The sequence below is a fragment of the Streptomyces sp. NRRL F-5755 genome (genome assembly GCF_001279365.1).
Taxonomy (GTDB): Bacteria; Actinomycetota; Actinomycetes; order Streptomycetales; family Streptomycetaceae; genus Streptomyces; species Streptomyces rimosus.
Window position 1 is genome coordinate 22,176 of sequence record NZ_LGCW01000114.1, and the last position, 16,269, is coordinate 38,444.

Annotated in this window: 17 protein-coding genes; 11 read left to right on the plus strand and 6 right to left on the minus strand. The window is 72.4% G+C overall.

Annotated features, from left to right (window positions below):
* The first annotated feature begins 65 nt into the window (after window positions 1-65).
* Window positions 66-773, plus strand: coding sequence for an RraA family protein (locus tag ADK86_RS13205; protein WP_053696764.1), 708 nt, complete (start codon window positions 66-68; stop codon window positions 771-773).
* Window positions 774-826: 53 nt separating this feature from the next.
* On the opposite strand, the gene ADK86_RS13210 is transcribed toward ADK86_RS13205, so the two are convergent.
* The 5 genes from ADK86_RS13210 to ADK86_RS13230 all read right to left on the minus strand — a co-directional run bounded on the left by ADK86_RS13210 (window position 827) and on the right by ADK86_RS13230 (window position 5,155).
* Window positions 827-1,267: a hypothetical protein gene (locus ADK86_RS13210; protein ID WP_053696765.1), complete on the minus strand. Its 441-nt coding sequence runs from the start codon at window positions 1,265-1,267 to the stop codon at window positions 827-829.
* A 152-nt stretch (window positions 1,268-1,419) separates the two neighbouring features.
* On the minus strand, window positions 1,420-2,115 hold the full coding sequence (locus tag ADK86_RS13215; RefSeq protein WP_053696766.1) for a transcriptional regulator: 696 nt from the start codon (window positions 2,113-2,115) through the stop codon (window positions 1,420-1,422).
* Window positions 2,116-2,279: 164 nt separating this feature from the next.
* A complete protein-coding gene (locus tag ADK86_RS13220; RefSeq protein ID WP_053696767.1) occupies window positions 2,280-4,199 on the minus strand; it encodes a beta-N-acetylglucosaminidase domain-containing protein in 1,920 nt (639 codons plus the stop codon).
* Between the two features lie 141 nt (window positions 4,200-4,340).
* The gene (locus tag ADK86_RS43785; protein WP_165417061.1) at window positions 4,341-4,505 is read right to left on the minus strand and encodes a DUF6126 family protein; all 165 of its coding nucleotides are present in this window, start codon (window positions 4,503-4,505) and stop codon (window positions 4,341-4,343) included.
* Between the two features lie 20 nt (window positions 4,506-4,525).
* Complete coding sequence (locus ADK86_RS13230; RefSeq protein ID WP_053696768.1) at window positions 4,526-5,155, minus strand: helix-turn-helix domain-containing protein; 630 nt, start codon at window positions 5,153-5,155, stop codon at window positions 4,526-4,528.
* A 169-nt stretch (window positions 5,156-5,324) separates the two neighbouring features.
* On the opposite strand from ADK86_RS13230, the gene ADK86_RS13235 reads away from it, so the two are divergent.
* The 4 genes from ADK86_RS13235 to ADK86_RS13250 all read left to right on the plus strand — a co-directional run bounded on the left by ADK86_RS13235 (window position 5,325) and on the right by ADK86_RS13250 (window position 9,154).
* A complete protein-coding gene (locus ADK86_RS13235) occupies window positions 5,325-5,765 on the plus strand; it encodes a ribonuclease (protein ID WP_030592522.1) in 441 nt (146 codons plus the stop codon).
* A 328-nt stretch (window positions 5,766-6,093) separates the two neighbouring features.
* Window positions 6,094-6,762: a bifunctional 4-hydroxy-2-oxoglutarate aldolase/2-dehydro-3-deoxy-phosphogluconate aldolase gene (locus tag ADK86_RS13240; RefSeq protein ID WP_053696769.1), complete on the plus strand. Its 669-nt coding sequence runs from the start codon at window positions 6,094-6,096 to the stop codon at window positions 6,760-6,762.
* Window positions 6,763-6,901: 139 nt separating this feature from the next.
* Window positions 6,902-8,113, plus strand: a complete 1,212-nt coding sequence (locus ADK86_RS13245; RefSeq protein WP_053696770.1) for a cytochrome P450 family protein — start codon at window positions 6,902-6,904, stop codon at window positions 8,111-8,113.
* A gap of 198 nt (window positions 8,114-8,311) precedes the next feature.
* Entirely contained in the window at window positions 8,312-9,154 is an 843-nt protein-coding gene (locus ADK86_RS13250) for a transporter substrate-binding domain-containing protein (RefSeq protein WP_053696771.1), read from the plus strand.
* Window positions 9,155-9,226: 72 nt separating this feature from the next.
* Here ADK86_RS13250 and ADK86_RS13255 read toward each other — a convergent pair whose 3' ends face one another.
* Window positions 9,227-10,360: an alkene reductase gene (locus ADK86_RS13255; protein WP_053696772.1), complete on the minus strand. Its 1,134-nt coding sequence runs from the start codon at window positions 10,358-10,360 to the stop codon at window positions 9,227-9,229.
* Window positions 10,361-10,453: 93 nt separating this feature from the next.
* On the opposite strand from ADK86_RS13255, the gene ADK86_RS13260 reads away from it, so the two are divergent.
* From ADK86_RS13260 to ADK86_RS13285, 6 genes are all read left to right on the plus strand, one after another.
* Window positions 10,454-10,825 (plus strand): MerR family transcriptional regulator, encoded by a 372-nt coding sequence (locus ADK86_RS13260; protein ID WP_053696858.1) that lies wholly within the window; start codon window positions 10,454-10,456, stop codon window positions 10,823-10,825.
* A gap of 253 nt (window positions 10,826-11,078) precedes the next feature.
* Window positions 11,079-11,798, plus strand: coding sequence for a GntR family transcriptional regulator (locus ADK86_RS13265; protein ID WP_053696859.1), 720 nt, complete (start codon window positions 11,079-11,081; stop codon window positions 11,796-11,798).
* Window positions 11,799-11,924: 126 nt separating this feature from the next.
* A complete protein-coding gene (locus tag ADK86_RS13270; RefSeq protein ID WP_234345837.1) occupies window positions 11,925-12,974 on the plus strand; it encodes a sugar ABC transporter substrate-binding protein in 1,050 nt (349 codons plus the stop codon).
* 161 nt (window positions 12,975-13,135) lie between these two features.
* Window positions 13,136-14,110 carry a sugar ABC transporter substrate-binding protein gene (locus tag ADK86_RS13275; protein ID WP_053696861.1) on the plus strand — a complete coding sequence of 325 codons (975 nt, stop codon included), beginning with the start codon at window positions 13,136-13,138 and terminating at the stop codon, window positions 14,108-14,110.
* On the plus strand, window positions 14,107-15,177 hold the full coding sequence (locus ADK86_RS13280) for an ABC transporter permease (protein ID WP_053696773.1): 1,071 nt from the start codon (window positions 14,107-14,109) through the stop codon (window positions 15,175-15,177). Before ADK86_RS13275 ends, ADK86_RS13280 begins: the two co-directional genes overlap by 4 nt.
* Complete coding sequence (locus tag ADK86_RS13285; protein WP_234345838.1) at window positions 15,174-16,049, plus strand: ATP-binding cassette domain-containing protein; 876 nt, start codon at window positions 15,174-15,176, stop codon at window positions 16,047-16,049. The genes ADK86_RS13280 and ADK86_RS13285 overlap by 4 nt, the downstream gene beginning before the upstream one ends.
* The last annotated feature ends 220 nt before the right edge of the window (window positions 16,050-16,269 follow it).

The following is a 16,269-nucleotide window of genomic DNA, read 5'->3' on the forward strand; positions in this document are numbered from 1 at the left end:
CCGGGGCGGCAGCACCGGAAGGTAGGTCCGGGCGGCCGTCCGGGACGCCCGGGGAGGAGTGCGGCATGGAACACGACGAGCTGCGACGGCGGTTCGCCGCGCTGACCACGGCCCACCTGGCGGACGCGTGTCTGCGTGCCCGGACGCCGGTGCGCTGCGCGCCGCCGTCACTGCGCGCCCTGGTGCCGGGCAGCCGGCTGGCCGGACGCGTGGCGCCCGCCCGGCACGTCGGCAGCGTTGATGTCTTCCTCGAAGCGCTGGAGAGCGCCGCGCCCGGCGACGTGCTGGTGGCCGACAACGGCGGCCGGACCGATGAGAGCTGCGTCGGCGACCTCATGGCGCTGGAGGCCCAGGCTGCCGGACTGGACGGCCTCGTCGTCTGGGGCCTGCACCGCGACACGGCCGAGCTGCGGGAGATCGGACTGCCGGTCTTCAGCCTGGGCGCGACACCGACCGGCCCGCTGAGCCTGGACGCCCGCCCGGACGGCGCGCTGGACAGCGCCGCGGTGGGGGAGTGGACGGTCGGCCGCGCGGACCTGGTCCTGGGCGACGACGACGGCGTCCTCTTCCTGCCCGCCGACGGCGCCGAAGACCTCTTCTCCCACGCGGAATCGATCCGCGACACCGAACGCCGCCAGGCCGGCCGTATCCGGGCCGGGGTCCCGCTGCGCCGGCAGGTGGGCTTCTCCGGCTATCTCGCCGCGCGCCGGCAGGACCCCGCCCTGACGTTCCGCGACCATCTGCGGTCCGTGGGCGGGGCCATTGAGGAATGACGGTTCCGCTTACGGTTCCACGGAACATGTACGGCGGGAAAGGCCCGCCCCGGTCAATTCTTCGGACACAGGTGGGTGTGCACGGCCTGCAGAATCTTCTCCGCCTGCGCGGCGTTGAATTGCGTGGCGCCCGAGAAACGCTGCCGGGTCTGCTCCACCTGCTTGGCGTGGTCCTTCGGGAAGGAGTGGATCGTACCGCAGGTACTTCTGCCGCGGCTCACCGCGCGTTCCGGCTTGCCGTTCACGATGTCCCGGGAAATCGCGTCGAGCGCGGCCACGTAGCGGGCCTGTGTCGCGGCGTCCGGCTTCGGGGGAATTCCCAGCCGTGCCTCCGCGTCGGCTATCGCCTTGGACGGCTCCTGCTCCGCCGACGGGGAGCCGGCCCCGGCCGGCGCGGCGGGCCGGCCCTCGCTCTTGGCGCTGCCGCCGCACGCGGTCAGACCCGCGGCGGCGACGAGGGCGGCGGACAAGGCAATGGCGGTGCGGTGGTTCACGTTTCTCCCCTGACCGGTGGACATGAGCGGTCATTCTGACAGGGAAAGCGCCGGGTGCTAAGGGGAATTGGAAAAAATATAAAGGTCCCTGTTTTTGCGGGTGCCGTGGGACGGCATGCCCGGTGCCCTTTGCGCGCGTCGCGCGGCGTCGGTCATTCCGCGAGTGCCGCCCAGAACATCAGCTCGTACGCCTGGAGCAGGCGCCCGTAACGGTGCGCGAGGCGGGGCGTGACCCGCGACGTGGCGAGGCCGTGCCGTACCGCGTCGCGGGCCAGGCCGTCGAGTTCCGCGGCGGGCTCGGCGAAGAAGTCGAAGAAGGCGCACGCCGCGTCGGGAAAGCCGTAGCGGGTCCGCAGGGCGTGCGCGACGGTGGCGCAGTAGCCGCCCCACGCCGCGAAGTTGGCGGTCACGGCGATCACCACGTCCGCGGGCTCCGCGCCCAGCGCCAGCCGGGCCACGTACGACGGGTACGCCTGGCACCCGGCCCGCGGCTCGTGATCCCGTACGGCGTCCGCGTCCAGCCCGCAGGCGTCCGCGAGCCCCTGCAACGCGCCCAGCGCCAGCGACTCGCCGTCGGCCAGCGCCCCGAAGAACGCCGCCACCGGCGGATCCCCGTCGGCGCGGTGCGCCAGATGGCGGAAGCTGCGCCGGTCGGCGGCGATGATCTGGTGCTGTTCGAGGGCGAGCGCGGCGAACACTTCGCACGGCGCCTCACCCGCGGCGATCCGCGCCACGAGGGGATTGTCCCCGGCACCGGGCGCCAGCTCCCGCGCCGCGGCCTCCAGGATGCCGTCGGCGGTGGGCGCCCCCGGCCGGCCCGGGGCGGACGCGTCGTTCTCACGGGTCATGCTGGTGCCTCCCCGCGTGCGGGCTGGTGGTGGACCGGCCGGGGTGGGTGCGTACCGGTGATTCTAGGTCCTGTCGTCGCATTTCCGTCGTTCGCCGGAGGGCGGGCCGCGTGGCGAGTGGGGGCGCTTCCCAGCGGCGGCAGGCGGGGATGTGACGCCAGGGCCTAGGACCGGCCGCGCTTCCCGTCGTGTTCGGCGATGGCGTCCGTCACGAAAGTGTCCACCACCCCGTTCGCGACGAGGACCGGGACGCGCTTGCCGTTCATGTCGACATAGACGTACGACTTCGCCGTCTCCACCAGGGCCGGGAGCCGGTCCCGCAGGCGCCGCGCGGTCGCCTCGTCGCCCGCGCGGGACGCCTGGAGCATGCGCAGTGCCGTGCCGGCGGCGCGGCCCCACGCGGCGGTCGCGTCCAGCCACGGCGCGCTGTCGTCGAGGAAGCCGCGGTCGGGGAGGGTGGCGCGCAGCACTCCCGGCGCGTCCTGGAGGGTGCGCAGCGCGGCGGTCAGGCGTGCCGCGCTGCCGGTGTCCCGGAAGTCCCGGATCGCGGCCGCCAGTTCGGGCGACTGCTGCGGGTTGAGGGCGGAGCCGTAGTGGGCGTCGGCGAAGGCGCGCAGCGCGCGTTCGGTGCGCGGGGAGCCGCCGGACAGTTCCTTGAGGGCCGCGGTCCAGGAGACGCGGGCGTCGTAGGCCCGGTCGTTCCAGGCGTAGTCCGCGACCGTGAATAAGGCGATCTTGGAGGCGGCGGGCTGGATCATGGGGTTGGCCGTGATGCCGGCCAGCCGGGCGGGCAGCCCCCGCTCGCGCCCGCTGAACGGGCCGAGCAGCAGCCGGTTGGTGACGTAGTCGTTGACCGGATAGTTGTCCCAGGTCAGGATCGGGTGCCCGAAGACCTGCCGGGCCGCGTCGGCCTGGGCGACGGTCATGACCGGCGCGATCACCCCGACGCCGGTCCACTCCACCAGCACATCCGGATCGAGCTGCGCCTTCAGCGCCGCCTTGTAGGGCGTCGCCCGCACGTCGTAGTACTCGGTCGGCACCATCTGGAGCGGCTGCGCGCCGTCCGCCCGGTGCCCTGCTATGAACTCGCGGTTGACCCGGTTGAGGAGGTGCGCCTGCGCGGCACCGGCGGCGCCTCCGCCGCTGCCGAACCGCTGCTTGTCCGCGGCGCAGTTCCAGTCCGTGTAGCTGATGTCGTCCAGCGGCACCGCGAAGGTCCGCACGCCCATGTCCCACAGCGCCTGGAACTTGCCGGTCAGCGCCTTCAGGTCGGCGTCCGAGCTGTAGCAGACGGACAGACCGGGCGAGAGCGCGTAGCTGAACTCCACGTGCCGGGCCCGCGCCCGGTCCACCAGCTCCTTGAGCTGCGCGAGCCGGTCCGCCGGATAGGGCGAGCGCCACTTCTCGCGCAGGTACGGGTCGTCCTTGGGCGAGTAGACGTACGTGTTCATCTTGTGCGCGCCGTAGAAGTCGAGCTGGTCCAGGCGCGCGGCGTGCGACCAGGGGGTGCCGTAGAAGCCCTCGATGACACCGCGCAGCGGGGTGGCGGGCCAGTCGCGGACGGCGGTGGCACGGACCCGCGCGCCGGGGCGGTCGCGGTGCGGGAGCAGCTGGCGCAGCGACTGGGCGGCGTAGTACGTGCCGGTGGCGTCCGCGCCGGCCAGGGCGATCCGGCCGCCGCCGACGGCCAGCGCGTACCCCTCGGCGGGCAGCCCGTCGGTGCCGCGCGCGCCGAGGTCCGCCAGGGTCCGCGCGGCGCCCGCGCCGTCCACGTAGACGGTCAGGCCCCGGCCTGCCTCAGCGGCCCGTACGACCCGGTCGGCGCCCGCCCGCAGCAAGGAGCGCTCGACGACTTCCAGGGCCGGGCCGTCGGCCCGGGGCCCGGCGACGACCGTGACGGTGGGGGTGATCGTGACCCGGCCGTCGAGGGCGCGTACGGACTGGGGCGCCGGACTGATGGCGGGTCCGGCGGGCGGTCTTTCCCCGGCGTCGGCGGAGCCGGCCGCCCCGGCGGGCGGGACGGTGAGCGGGATGACGGCCAGGGCCAGGGCGAGGGCGGCCGCCGCCGTGCGCGTACGGTGCATCCTTCGGTCCTCCTCGGTACGACGAGGTGCGCGGAACCTGCGTGGTGCGTGCGTGACGAGCGACAGCAGGTTTCACCCGGTACCGGCGGAGGACAATGGATTTTCGCGTCGGGTGGATGGACGTTCCGGCCGCGCGGAGCCTCAGCGGTTCTTGGCGATGATGAAGATGAGGCTCATGAAGGCCAGCAGGGCGTGGGTGGCCACGACGTAGATGAAGACGCGTACGTAGACGCCGCGCGGCGGCTTGTTCTCCACGTACTTGCGGGCGGCGGGCGCGGCCTGGGGAGTGGTGGGGTCGTCGGACATGGCGGGGGTTCCTTCCTCGGTCACAGGCCGCGGCGCGGTGCGGCGTCGCCGAGGCACAGCTCGGCCGCGCCGCTCTGCAGCAGCGTGTGGACGAACAGCAGCTGCGTGCCGCCGCGGGTGGCGGCGGCGATGCGGTGCGGGGTCAGCGAGTCGAAGTGGGCCGCGTCACCGGGGTCGAGCAGATGGACCGTCTCGCCCAGCGTGAGGCGCAGCCGTCCCTTGAGGACGTACAGCCACTCCTCGCCCGGATGCACCCGTACGAGATCGCCCTGCGCGCGCTGCGGTACGTGCACCCGCAGCGCCTGCATGGCCCGTCCGGCGCCGCCCACGGTCCAGTACGTCCAGCCGCCCGCGGGGGACGGTTCGGCGCGGGCGGCCCGGATGACCGGGTCCCGCTCCGGCACGGCCTCGCCCAGCAGATCGGATACCGTTGTTCCGTACATCCGTGCCAGGGCGAGCAGCATCGGCAGCGACGGCTGGCGCTGGTTGGTCTCCAGCCGGGACAGGTGCGCGGGCGACAGCCCCACCCGCCGGGCGGCCGTCTCCAGCGTGAGGCCGGTACGGCGCCGCAGTTCGCGCAGCCGGGGCGCGACGGAGGGCAGCTCGTCGGCCGGCTCGCCCGTGGGCTGCTCGGCAGCGGTGTCGCTCATGTACCCGGTATAGCCAGGTTTCGCCTCTCGGGCAAAAGTTTTGCCTCACAGGCAAGCGGACATTTCAGTGCATTCCCATTGTTCAGCCGGGCGTCGTCCTGTGAACTCCCGGGAAACATCCGTGCCTTGTTATTGACAGGTACCTGTCTACGCGCGTCATGCTGGGTCCATGAAGATCCCCCCACGCATCACCCGGTTCGGCGCCGCGGGCGCCCTCGCGTCGGCCCTGCTCGTCGGCGGGCCCGCCGTCGCCGCCACACCCACCACGGCCACCGCCCCCGTGGCGCACTCGGCCACCGTCCGCCCCGCCGCGCACGTCAAGGCGGTCGGCGACATCTGTTACTCGAAGCTGCCCTCACAGGCCCACGACACCCTGAACCTGATCGCCAAGGGCGGCCCCTACCCGTACCCGAAGGACGGCACGGTCTTCAGCAACCGGGAGGGCATCCTCCCCCAGCAGAAGAGCGGCTACTACCACGAGTACACCGTGAAGACGCCGGGCTCCCCGGACCGCGGGGCCCGGCGCATCGTGACCGGTGAGAAGAAGGACGAGGACTACTACACCGCCGACCACTACAAATCGTTCGACCTGGTCGACCGGGGCTGCTGAGACGGTCGGCCGGTCGGGGCGGCGGAGGCCGGGGAGGATTCCCCCGGCCTCCGCCGTCGTATGTCCGGCCGCCGCGGGCGAGCCGTACGGCATCACGCCCGTTTCCCGGCATACGGCGGGCACCTGGACGCACCCCCGCGAGAGGATTGTCAGTGGTCCCCGGTAGCGTTTCGGTAGAAACGACGAATGGGCGGGCAACGGTGGCAAAGGGACCGGGAGGCGGTCACCTGCGGCGCGGCGCGGCCCAGGAGGCGCCGCGTGCCCGGCCGTTTCGCGGGGACGGGGCGCGTGGTTCTGGCGTTTGAGACAAGGAAGGCGGCGAACTGCCGTGTACCGCTGGGAGATCACCCGGGCCGCTCTGGCGCAGCGTGTTTTCGCCGTCGTCCGCAGCGAGACGTACGACGAGGCCAGCGCCACCGCCGACACGCTGCTGTCCGCCGGGATCACCAGCCTGGAGATATCCCTGACCACGCCGTTCGCGCTGGAGGCCGTCACCACCCTCAGCCGGGAGCTGGGCGATGACGCCGTCATCGGCGCCGGCACCGTGCTGGACGCCGTCTCGGCCCGGATGGCGGTGGACGCCGGGGCCCGCTTCCTGGTCTCCCCGAGCCTGGACGCCGAGGTCATCCGCACCGGCCACCGCTACGGCGTCCCGGTCTTCCCGGGCGTGGCCACGCCCACCGAGATGGTGCGCGCCCTGGAGCTGGGCGCCGACGCGCTCAAGCTCTTCCCCGCCTCCGCCCACCGCCCCGACTGGCTGCGCGACGTCCGCGCCGCCCTGCCGCAGGCCCCGGTGCTGCCCACCGGCGGGGTGACGGTCGACAGCGCCCCCGAGTGGATAGCCGCCGGCGCGGTGGCCGTCGGCATGGGCGCGGCCCTCTCGGAAGGCGACCGGGAGACCGTGGCCAAGCGCGCCACGGACCTGCTCGCCCGCCTCGCGGACGCCGCGCCCCAGCCGCCGGCCGGCCCCGGGACCTCCGGCCTCTACGACATCTGAGGCCGCGCCGCCCCGCGGTACCGCAGGTGAAGCACTCCCCATGGAGGAGGCGGGGCCGCCCGGCTCCTCCGCGGGGCCGATGACCCCCGCCCCCGGTGTCCGTACGGTGACCGAAAAGCCTACGAGGGGCGGACAGGACATGCCGGAAATCATCGACCTGGGCGCGTACGGCCCGGACTTCGTCGCCGACCCGCATCCGTACTACGCCAAGCTGCGTGCCCAGGGCCCGGTCCACCGGGTCCGCATCCCCGAGGCCCAGCCCGAGCTCCAGCACGTGTGGCTGGTCGTCGGGTACGACGAAGCGCGGGCCGCGCTGGCCGACAACCGCTTCGCCAAGGACTGGTCCCGCGCCGCCGTCCCCGTCGTCGACCCCGAGACGGACGCCGAGTGGCAGCTGATGAACATGCTCGACGCCGACCCGCCGCAGCACACCCGGCTGCGCAAGCTGGTGGCCCGGGAGTTCACCACCCGCCGCGTCGAGGCGCTGCGCCCGCGCGTCCAGCAGATCGCCGACGAGCTGCTGGACGCCATGCTGGCCGCCCCGGACGGCCGCGCCGACCTCGTGGAGGCGCTGGCCTTCCCGCTCCCGATGACCGTCATCTGCGCACTCCTCGGGGTGCCCGACATCGAGCGGGACACCTTCCGCGCCTGGTCCAACGAACTGGTCTCGCCCACCGAACACGAGGCGACGATGGCCGCCGCCCGTGAGATGGCCGCCTATCTGGACGGCCTGATCGAAAGCAAGCGGCGCTCGCCGGGCGAGGACCTGCTGAGCGCGCTGGTGCGCACGAGCGACGAGGACGGCGACCAGCTCTCCCGGCAGGAACTGCTCGGCATGGCCTTCCTCCTGCTCGTGGCCGGCCACGAAACCACCGTCAACCTGATCTCCAACGGCGTACGGGCCCTGCTCCAGCATCCCGCGCAACTGGCCGCGCTGCGCGCCGATCCCTCGCTGCTGGACAACGCCGTCGAGGAGATGCTGCGCTACGACGGCCCCGTGGAGACCGCCACCTGGCGCTTCACCGCCGAGCCCGTCGAGATCGGCGGCACGGAGATCCCGGCCGGTGAGGTCGTCCTCGTCGGCCTGGCCGGGGCGGACCGCGACCCGGAGCGCTTCGAGGCCCCCGACACCTTCGACATCACCCGCGAGACCCGCGGCCACGTCGCCTTCGGCCACGGCATCCACTTCTGCCTCGGCGCCCCACTGGCCCGCGTCGAGGGCCGTATCGCGGTCCGCACCCTCCTGGAACGCTGTCCGGATCTGGCCCTGGACACCGCGCCCGAGGCGCTGACGTGGCGCGCGGGCATGACGATACGCGGGCCCCAGCACCTGCCGGTGCGGTGGCGTTAGGTCCGTAGGGCCAGGGAATCCCCGGGCATACGGGACGGGACGGGGCGGCCGGCAAGCCGCCCCGTCCCGTATGCCCGGTCGCGCCCGGCTCTCCCGTCCCACCCTCCGATCACGCCCTTCTCACCCGTCCCAGGCTCTGCCACGCTGACGGCGCGTTCCGCCCACCGCTCACGCCCTCGCCGCGTACAGGAGCCGCCCATGCGCCGCGCCGCCGTCCTCTCCGTCCTGACCTGCGCCCTCGCCCTCACCGCCACCGCACCGACGACCGCCCCGGCCCCGGCCCTCCACTCGGACCGGCCGTCCGCCGCCGCGCACACCACGGCGCGCTCCGCCACCCTCCTCGACGCCATCCCCCGCCGCGGCGTCCTGCGCGTCTGCACCACCGGCGACTACCGCCCCTTCACCCACCGCGACCCCGCGTCCGGGACGTACAGCGGTGTGGACATCTCCATGGCCCGCGACCTCGCCGCGAGCCTGGACGCCACACCCAAGTACGTGGCCACGACCTGGGCGAAGCTCGTGGACGACCTGGCGGCGGGGCGCTGCGACATCGCCATGGGCGGCGTGTCGGTCACCCTCCCGCGCGCCCGCAAGGCGGCCTTCGGCGAGCCCACCCGTACGGACGGGAAGACGCCCATCGTCCGCTGCGGGGACCAGGACAAGTACCGGACGCTGGAGCAGATCGACCGTCCCGGCACCACGGTGATCGTCAACCCGGGCGGCACCAACGAGCAGTTCGCCCGCTCCGTCATCAAGCACGCGACCCTCAAGCGGCACCCCGACAACACCACGATCTTCGACGAGATCATCGCCGGCCGCGCGGACGTGATGATGACCGACGCGAGCGAGACCCGCTACCAGTCCAAGATCCACCCCGAACTGTGCGCCGTACACCCCGACCGGCCCTTCACCTTCTCCGAGAAGGCATACGCCGTACCGCGCGCCGACTTCCCGTTCAAGCAGTACGTCGACCAGTGGGTCCACCTGGCCAAGCACGACGGCACGTACAAGAAGTACGAGGACGCGTGGATGGGGGAGTGAGGCAAGAGCACCCGGGGCCGTCGTCGGGGCGTCGGGCCCTGAGCGGGCCCTGAGCGGGCCCTGAGCGGGCCGTCAGCGGGCCGCGCGGCTCGGGAGGTAGTCGCTGTAGCCCTCCGCGCCGTGCGTGTAGAGGAGCGCGGGGTCGTGGCCGGCGAGCGCAGTGCCGGTGGCGAAGCGGTGCGGGAGGTCGGGGTTGGCGAGGAAGGCCCGGCCGTAGGAGACCAGGTCGGCGCGGCGGGAGTCCAGGAGGGCCTGGCCCGCCTCCCGGGTCGTCGGGGCCCCGTTCTCGCCCACGTTGGCGATGAGGGTGCCGGGCCAGTGGGGCCGCAGGTCGGCCAGCGCCCGGTAGGCCGGGGTGCTCTCGGTGAGGTGGAGGTAGGCCAGGCCCAGGGGAGCGAGGCGGTCCAGAAGGGCGCGGTACACGGGCGCGGGGTCCGCCTCCGCCATGCCGAACTGCGGATTGCCGGGGGACAGGCGCAGCGCGGTGCGGCGGGCGCCGACCGCGTCGGCCACGGCGCGCACGACCTCGACGGGGAAGCGGATACGGCCGGTGACATCGCCGCCGTACATGTCCTGGCGGAGGTTGGTGTTGTCGGCGAGGAACTGGTGGAGCAGATAGCTGTTCGCGCCGTGGATCTCGACGCCGTCGAACCCGGCGCGGATCGCGTTGCGGGCACCGTCGGCGAAGTCCCGTACCGCCGTGCGGATGTCGTCGTGTGTCATGACACGGGGGACCACGGGGTCCTGCTTCCCGGCAGGGGTGTGCTGGGCCTGCGGTACGGGCACCGCGGACGGTCCGGCCGGGTGGCCGCCGTCGATGCGCCCCAGGGGGTGGCCGATCCGTCCGGCGTGCATGAGCTGGGCGAAGATGCGGCCGCCCGCGGCGTGCACGGCGTCGGTGACCCGGCGCCAGCCGGCGATCTGCCGGCCGGTCGCCAGGCCGGGGACGCGCCGGCCGCTCTGGCCGCGGAAGGAGGGCCAGATGCCCTCGGTGACGATGAGGCCCGCCGAGGCGCGCTGTGCGTAGTAGTCGGCGACGAAGGGTAGCGGCACGCTGTCCTCGTCGGCGCGGAAGCGGGTCATCGGGGCCATGACGATGCGGTTGGGCGTGTTCAGGGTGGCGGAGGCGTAGGGGGCGAGGAGGGACGGCGGGGTGTCGGCGGACGGTGCGGAAGGGGGCTGCGGGGCGAGCGTGGTGTGCGTCATGGCAGGACGGTAGAAGGTGACACTAATGTCAGATTCAAGCCCGACAGCCGGGTCCGGCGGTGGCCGGGGGCGAGGGAAATGGGGGAAGAGTCGGTGCGCATAGGGGAGTTGGCGCGGCGTACGGGAGTCAGTGAGCGGTCGCTGCGCTACTACGAGAAGCAGGGGCTGCTGGCGGCGGAGCGGACGGCCGGTGGCCACCGCGAGTTCCCCGAAGCCTGTGTGGACCGCGTGATCCGCATCCAGGAGCTGTTCGCGGCCGGGCTGTGCAGCGCGAAGATCGCGCAACTGCTGCCCTGTATGCGGGAGTACGGCGGCTCGGCGACCGCCACCGCCGCGCTGGCCGAGGATCTGGCGGTGGAACGGAAGCGTATCGACGCGATGATCGGTGATCTGCTGCGTTCGCGGGAGGTGCTGGACGAGGTGATCGCGGAGGCGCGCACGGACGGGGAACGGGGGACGGTGTGACGGGCGGGGCCGGGCGGCGGGGTGCCGGGTCTCGGGGTATGTGAGGAACGGCTTCCCGTACGGCGGTGTGCCCGCCCACGCGGCCGACGGCGCGACCACCTACGCCGCCACCGTGCTCACGCCCACCCCCGACGTGATTGTCCGGACAATGTGACCTCTGGACTTCCCGTCATCTGCCGGGCCGGATACGCTCCCAGCCGTGGGGAAACGCGAAACAGACTCCAAGGGCGACGAGAGCCCCGTCCGCTTCAGCGTGGACCGGAGCAGCCCGGTCCCGCTGTACTTCCAGCTGTCGCAGCAGCTGGAGACGGCCATCGAGACCGGCAAGCTGGCGCCGGGCAGTCTGCTCGGCAACGAGATCGAGCTGGCCGGGCGCCTCGGGCTGTCCCGGCCGACCGTCCGCCAGGCCATCCAGTCGCTGGTCGACAAGGGGCTGCTGGTGCGGCGCCGCGGCATCGGCACGCAGGTCGTGCACAGCCAGGTCAAGCGCCCGCTGGAGCTGAGCAGCCTCTACGACGACCTGGAGGCCGCCGGGCAGAAGCCCGCCACCCGCGTGCTGCTGAACACCACCACCGAGGCCACGGCCGAGGTCGCCGCCGCGCTCGGGATCGCGGAGGGCGCCGAGGTGGCGCTCGTCGAGCGGCTGCGGTTCACGCACGGTGAACCCGTCGCCCACCTGCGCAACCACCTCCCCGCCGGGCTGATCGACCTCAGCACCGAGCGGCTGGAGGAGACCGGCCTGTACCGCCTGATGCGGGCGGCCGGGATCACCCTGCACAGCGCCCGCCAGGCGGTCGGCGCGCGTGCCGCCACCGTCGAGGAGGGCGAGCGGCTCGGCGAGCCCGAGGGTGCCCCGCTGCTGACGATGCAGCGTACGACCTTCGACGACACCGGCCGCGCGGTCGAGTTCGGCTCGCACGTCTACCGCGCCTCGCGGTACGCCTTCGAGTTCCAGCTGCTCGTACGGCCCTGAGCCCGCCGCGCCCCACCGGACCACTGCCCGGGTAAGAATGTTCTGACAAACCATTGACGGGACTCGGCGCGCGCCGCTAGAACTCCTCCAGCCGCCATCGGGCGGCGCGGGAGAGAGGGCGGTTCCATGACGTGTACCGTGCGCAAGCCCCGTACCACCATCCGGCCCCGGACCGTCCGGCCCCGCAAGGCCGGACTCCAGGCGGCCCTGGCGGCCGTCGCCGCCCTCGCGCTCGCCGCCGGGTGCAGCGGCTCCGGCGGCAAGGGGGCCGAGGACAAGCCGAGCGGCGGGGCCGGCGTCCGGCCGGTCGACACGCCCCGTATGACGATCGGCATGGTCAGCCACGCCGGCGAGGGCGACACCTTCTGGGACATCGTGCAGAACGGCGCGGAGCAGGCCGCCCGCAAGGACAACGTGAAGTTCCTGTACGCCAACGACAAGGAGGGCGGCAAGCAGGCCGAGCTGGTGCAGTCCTACCTCGACCAGAAGGTGGACGGGCTGATCGTCACGCTCGCCAAGCCGCAGGCGCTGGCGGCCGTGGTCCGCAAGGCCGTCGCACAGGGCGTCCCGGTGATCACGATCAACTCCGGCGGGCAGTTCTCGGCCCGCTACGGCGCCCTCACCCACATCGGCCAGGACGAGACCGTGGCGGGCCGCGCCGTCGGCGAGGAGCTGAACGCGCGGGGCCGGAAGAAGGCCCTGTGCGTCGTCCACGAGCAGGGCAACGTCTCCCTGGAGGATCGCTGCGCCGGGGTGCGCGCGACCTTCTCCGGCCGGGTGGAGAACCTGAACGTGGACGGCACCAACGCGCCCGCCTCCCAGTCCTCCGTACAGGCCAGGCTCCAGTCGGACCAGGACATCGACGCCGTCGTCACGCTCGGCGCGCCGATGGCCGCGATCGCCGGGAAGGCCCGCGACGAGGCCGGCAGCAAGGCCCGGATCGGCACCTTCGACCTGAACCCGTCCGTGGTCGGGCTCCTGAAGAAGAAGGACATCGACTTCGCCGTGGACCAGCAGCCCTACCTCCAGGGCTACGAGGCGGTGGACCTGCTGTGGCTGCACAAGGCCAACGGCAACGTCCTGGGCGGCGGCAAACCGGTGCTGACCGGCCCGGCCATCGTCACCGGCAAGGACGTACCGAAGCTGGCGGAGTACACCGGGCGCGGGACCCGATGACCTCACATGGAACAGGTGTAACGGATACTTGGGCGGCCGGGACCGATCATTTTCGGCCCAAACCCGGCACAGCGCCCCCGGCGCACAGACAGAAACGACAGCAACGAGAAGGGCACGACCTCGTGGCAAGGGTTCGGAGAGGGGCACGCGCGGTGACCGCGCTGCTGGCAGCGGTGCTCACCGCGTCCCTGGCGGGATGCAGCAGCACCGGCGGCAAGCGCGCCGAGGAAGCGCGCGCCGCCCAGACCGCCGGCGGCAAGGCGGCCGTCAACACCCCCAGGTGGACCTTCGCGATGGTCACCCACTCGGGCGATGGCGACACGTTCTGGGACATCGTGCAGAACGGCGCCCGGCAGGCCGCCGACAAGGACAACATCAAGTTCGTCTACGGGCACGACAAGGAGGCCCAGCGGCAGAGCCAGCTCGTCCAGTCCTACATCGACCAGAAGGTGGACGGGCTGATCGTCACCCTCGCCAAGCCGGACGCCATGAAGGACGTGGTCGCCCGGGCCGAGAAGGCCGGCATCCCGGTGATCACCGTGAACTCCGGCGCCGAGGTCTCCAAGGCGTACGGCGCCCTGACCCACATCGGCCAGGACGAGACCATGGCCGGCGAGGCGGTCGGCGAGGAACTGAACGAGCGGGGCCGCAAGAAGGCCCTGTGCGTCCTGCACGAACAGGGCAACGTCGGCCACGAGCAGCGCTGCGACGGCACGAAGAAGACCTTCAAGGGCGAACTGCAGAAGCTGTACGTGGAGGGCACCAACATGCCCGACGTGCAGTCCACCATCGAGGCCAAGCTCCAGTCGGACCGGGACATCGACTCCGTCGTCACCCTCGGCGCGCCGTTCGCGCCGACCGCCGTCAAGGCCAAGGAGCAGGCCGGCAGCGACGCCGAGATCGACACCTTCGACCTGAACGCGAAGGTCGCCGACGGCCTCAAGGACGGCTCCCTCGGCTTCGCCGTCGACCAGCAGCCGTACCTCCAGGGCTACCAGGCCGTCGACCTGCTGTGGCTCTACAAGTACAACGCCGATGTGCTCGGCGGCGGCAAGCCGGTCTTCACCGGCCCGCAGGTGATCACCAAGAAGGACGCCGCGGCGCTGCAGGAGTACACGAAGCGGGGGACCCGATGAGCACCGCGGACACACCCGTGAAAGCCGGCGGACCGCAGAGCGGCGCCGGACCGGACGAGCGGCTGGTGCACCGGTCGCCGGCGCGCCGCCTGATGAGCCGCCCCGAGCTGGGCGCGGTGGTCGGCGCCGCGGCGGTCTTCCTCTTCTTCTCCTTCGCCGCCGACACCTTCCTGCGCGCGTCCAGCCTCTCGACCGTGCTGTACGCGTCGTCCACCATCGGGATCATGGCGGTGCCGGTGGCGCTGCTGATGATCGGCGGCGAGTTCGACCTGTCGGCCGGTGTCATGGTCGTCAGCTCGGCGCTCGTCTCGTCCATGTTCAGCTACCAGATGACGGCCAACGTCTGGGTGGGTGTCGGGGTGTCCCTGCTGGTCACCCTGGCCATCGGGGTCTTCAACGGCTTCCTGCTGACCCGTACGAAACTGCCCAGCTTCATCATCACGCTCGGTACGTTCTTCATGCTGACCGGCCTCAACCTCGGCTTCACCAAGCTGATCAGCGGCACCGTCTCCACGAAGTCCATCGCCGACATGGAGGGCTTCGACTCGGCCCGCACGCTCTTCGCGTCCCACCTGAGCGTCGGCGGCGTGGACATCCAGGTCACGATCCTGTGGTGGATCGGCCTGGTCGCGCTGGCCACCTGGATCCTGCTGCGCACCCGCGCCGGCAACTGGATCTTCGCGGTGGGCGGCGGCGCGGACGCCGCGCGGGCGGTCGGCGTCCCGGTCACCAAGACCAAGATCGGCCTGTACATGGGCGTGGCGCTGGCGGCCTGGATCTCCGGACAGCACCTGCTGTTCTCCTACGACGCGATCCAGTCCGGCGACGGCGTCGGCAACGAATTCCTCTACATCATCGCGGCCGCGGTCGGCGGCTGCCTGATGACCGGCGGCTACGGCTCGGCGATCGGCGCCGCCGTCGGCGCCTTCATCTTCGGCATGGCCAGCAAGGGCATCGTGTACGCCCAGTGGAACCCGGACTGGTACAAGTTCTTCCTCGGGGCGATGCTGCTGCTGGCCACGCTCCTGAACGCATGGGTCCGCAAGCGGGCGGAGGCGACGAAATGAGCACCCCGGAGAGCACCCCGGACGAGCCGGCGGACGCGGCGGCCCCGGCGCGGGCCGAGGGCAGCCCGCCCCTCGTGGAGCTGGCGGACGTCAGCAAGTTCTACGGCAACATCAAGGCCCTGGAAGGCGTCTCGCTGGAGGTGCACGCCGGGGAGATCACCTGCGTACTCGGCGACAACGGCGCGGGCAAGTCCACCCTCATCAAGATCATCGCGGGGCTGCACCAGCACGACGGGGGCCGCTTCGCGATCGAGGGCGAAGAGGCCCGGCTGTCCTCCCCGCGCGAGGCTCTGGACCGCGGCATCGCCACCGTCTACCAGGACCTGGCGGTCGTCCCCCTGATGCCGGTCTGGCGCAATTTCTTCCTCGGCTCCGAGCCCACCAAGGGCGCCGGCCCCTTCAAACGGCTCGACGTGCAGCTGATGCGCGAGACGACCCGCGCCGAGCTGCTGCGCATGGGCATCGACCTGCGCGACGTGGACCAGCCCATCGGCACCCTCTCCGGCGGCGAGCGGCAGTGCGTGGCCATCGCCCGCGCCGTCTACTTCGGCGCGAAGGTACTGGTCCTGGACGAGCCGACGGCGGCGCTCGGCGTCAAGCAGTCCGGCGTGGTGCTGAAGTACGTGGCGGCCGCCCGGGACGCCGGACTCGGCGTGGTGTTGATCACCCACAACCCGCACCACGCCTACCTGGTCGGCGACCGCTTCGTCCTCCTGAAGCGCGGCACGATGGCCGGCCGCCACACCAAGCGGGAGATCGCCCTGGACGAGCTGACGCGCCAGATGGCGGGCGGCAGCGAGCTGGAACAGCTCAGCCACGAACTGGCGCGGGCGCCCGGGCCCAGCCACCTCGGCGGCCACCCCACCCACTGAGCGGGCCGGCGGCGCGGGCCGTGCCGGGCCCGCGCCGCCATGCGCGCCGTGGCGCGGGTAGGGCACAATCGCAGCGGACCGTGCACGTCACCGCCGCCGGCACGGCACCGCGCGCCCCGGGCACGCCCCGGCGGCGCCCGGACACGTACCGGACCGAACGAGCACCACCGGACCACGCACGCCCGAGGCCCCGGCCTCCCGACACCCGCAGGGACGAGAC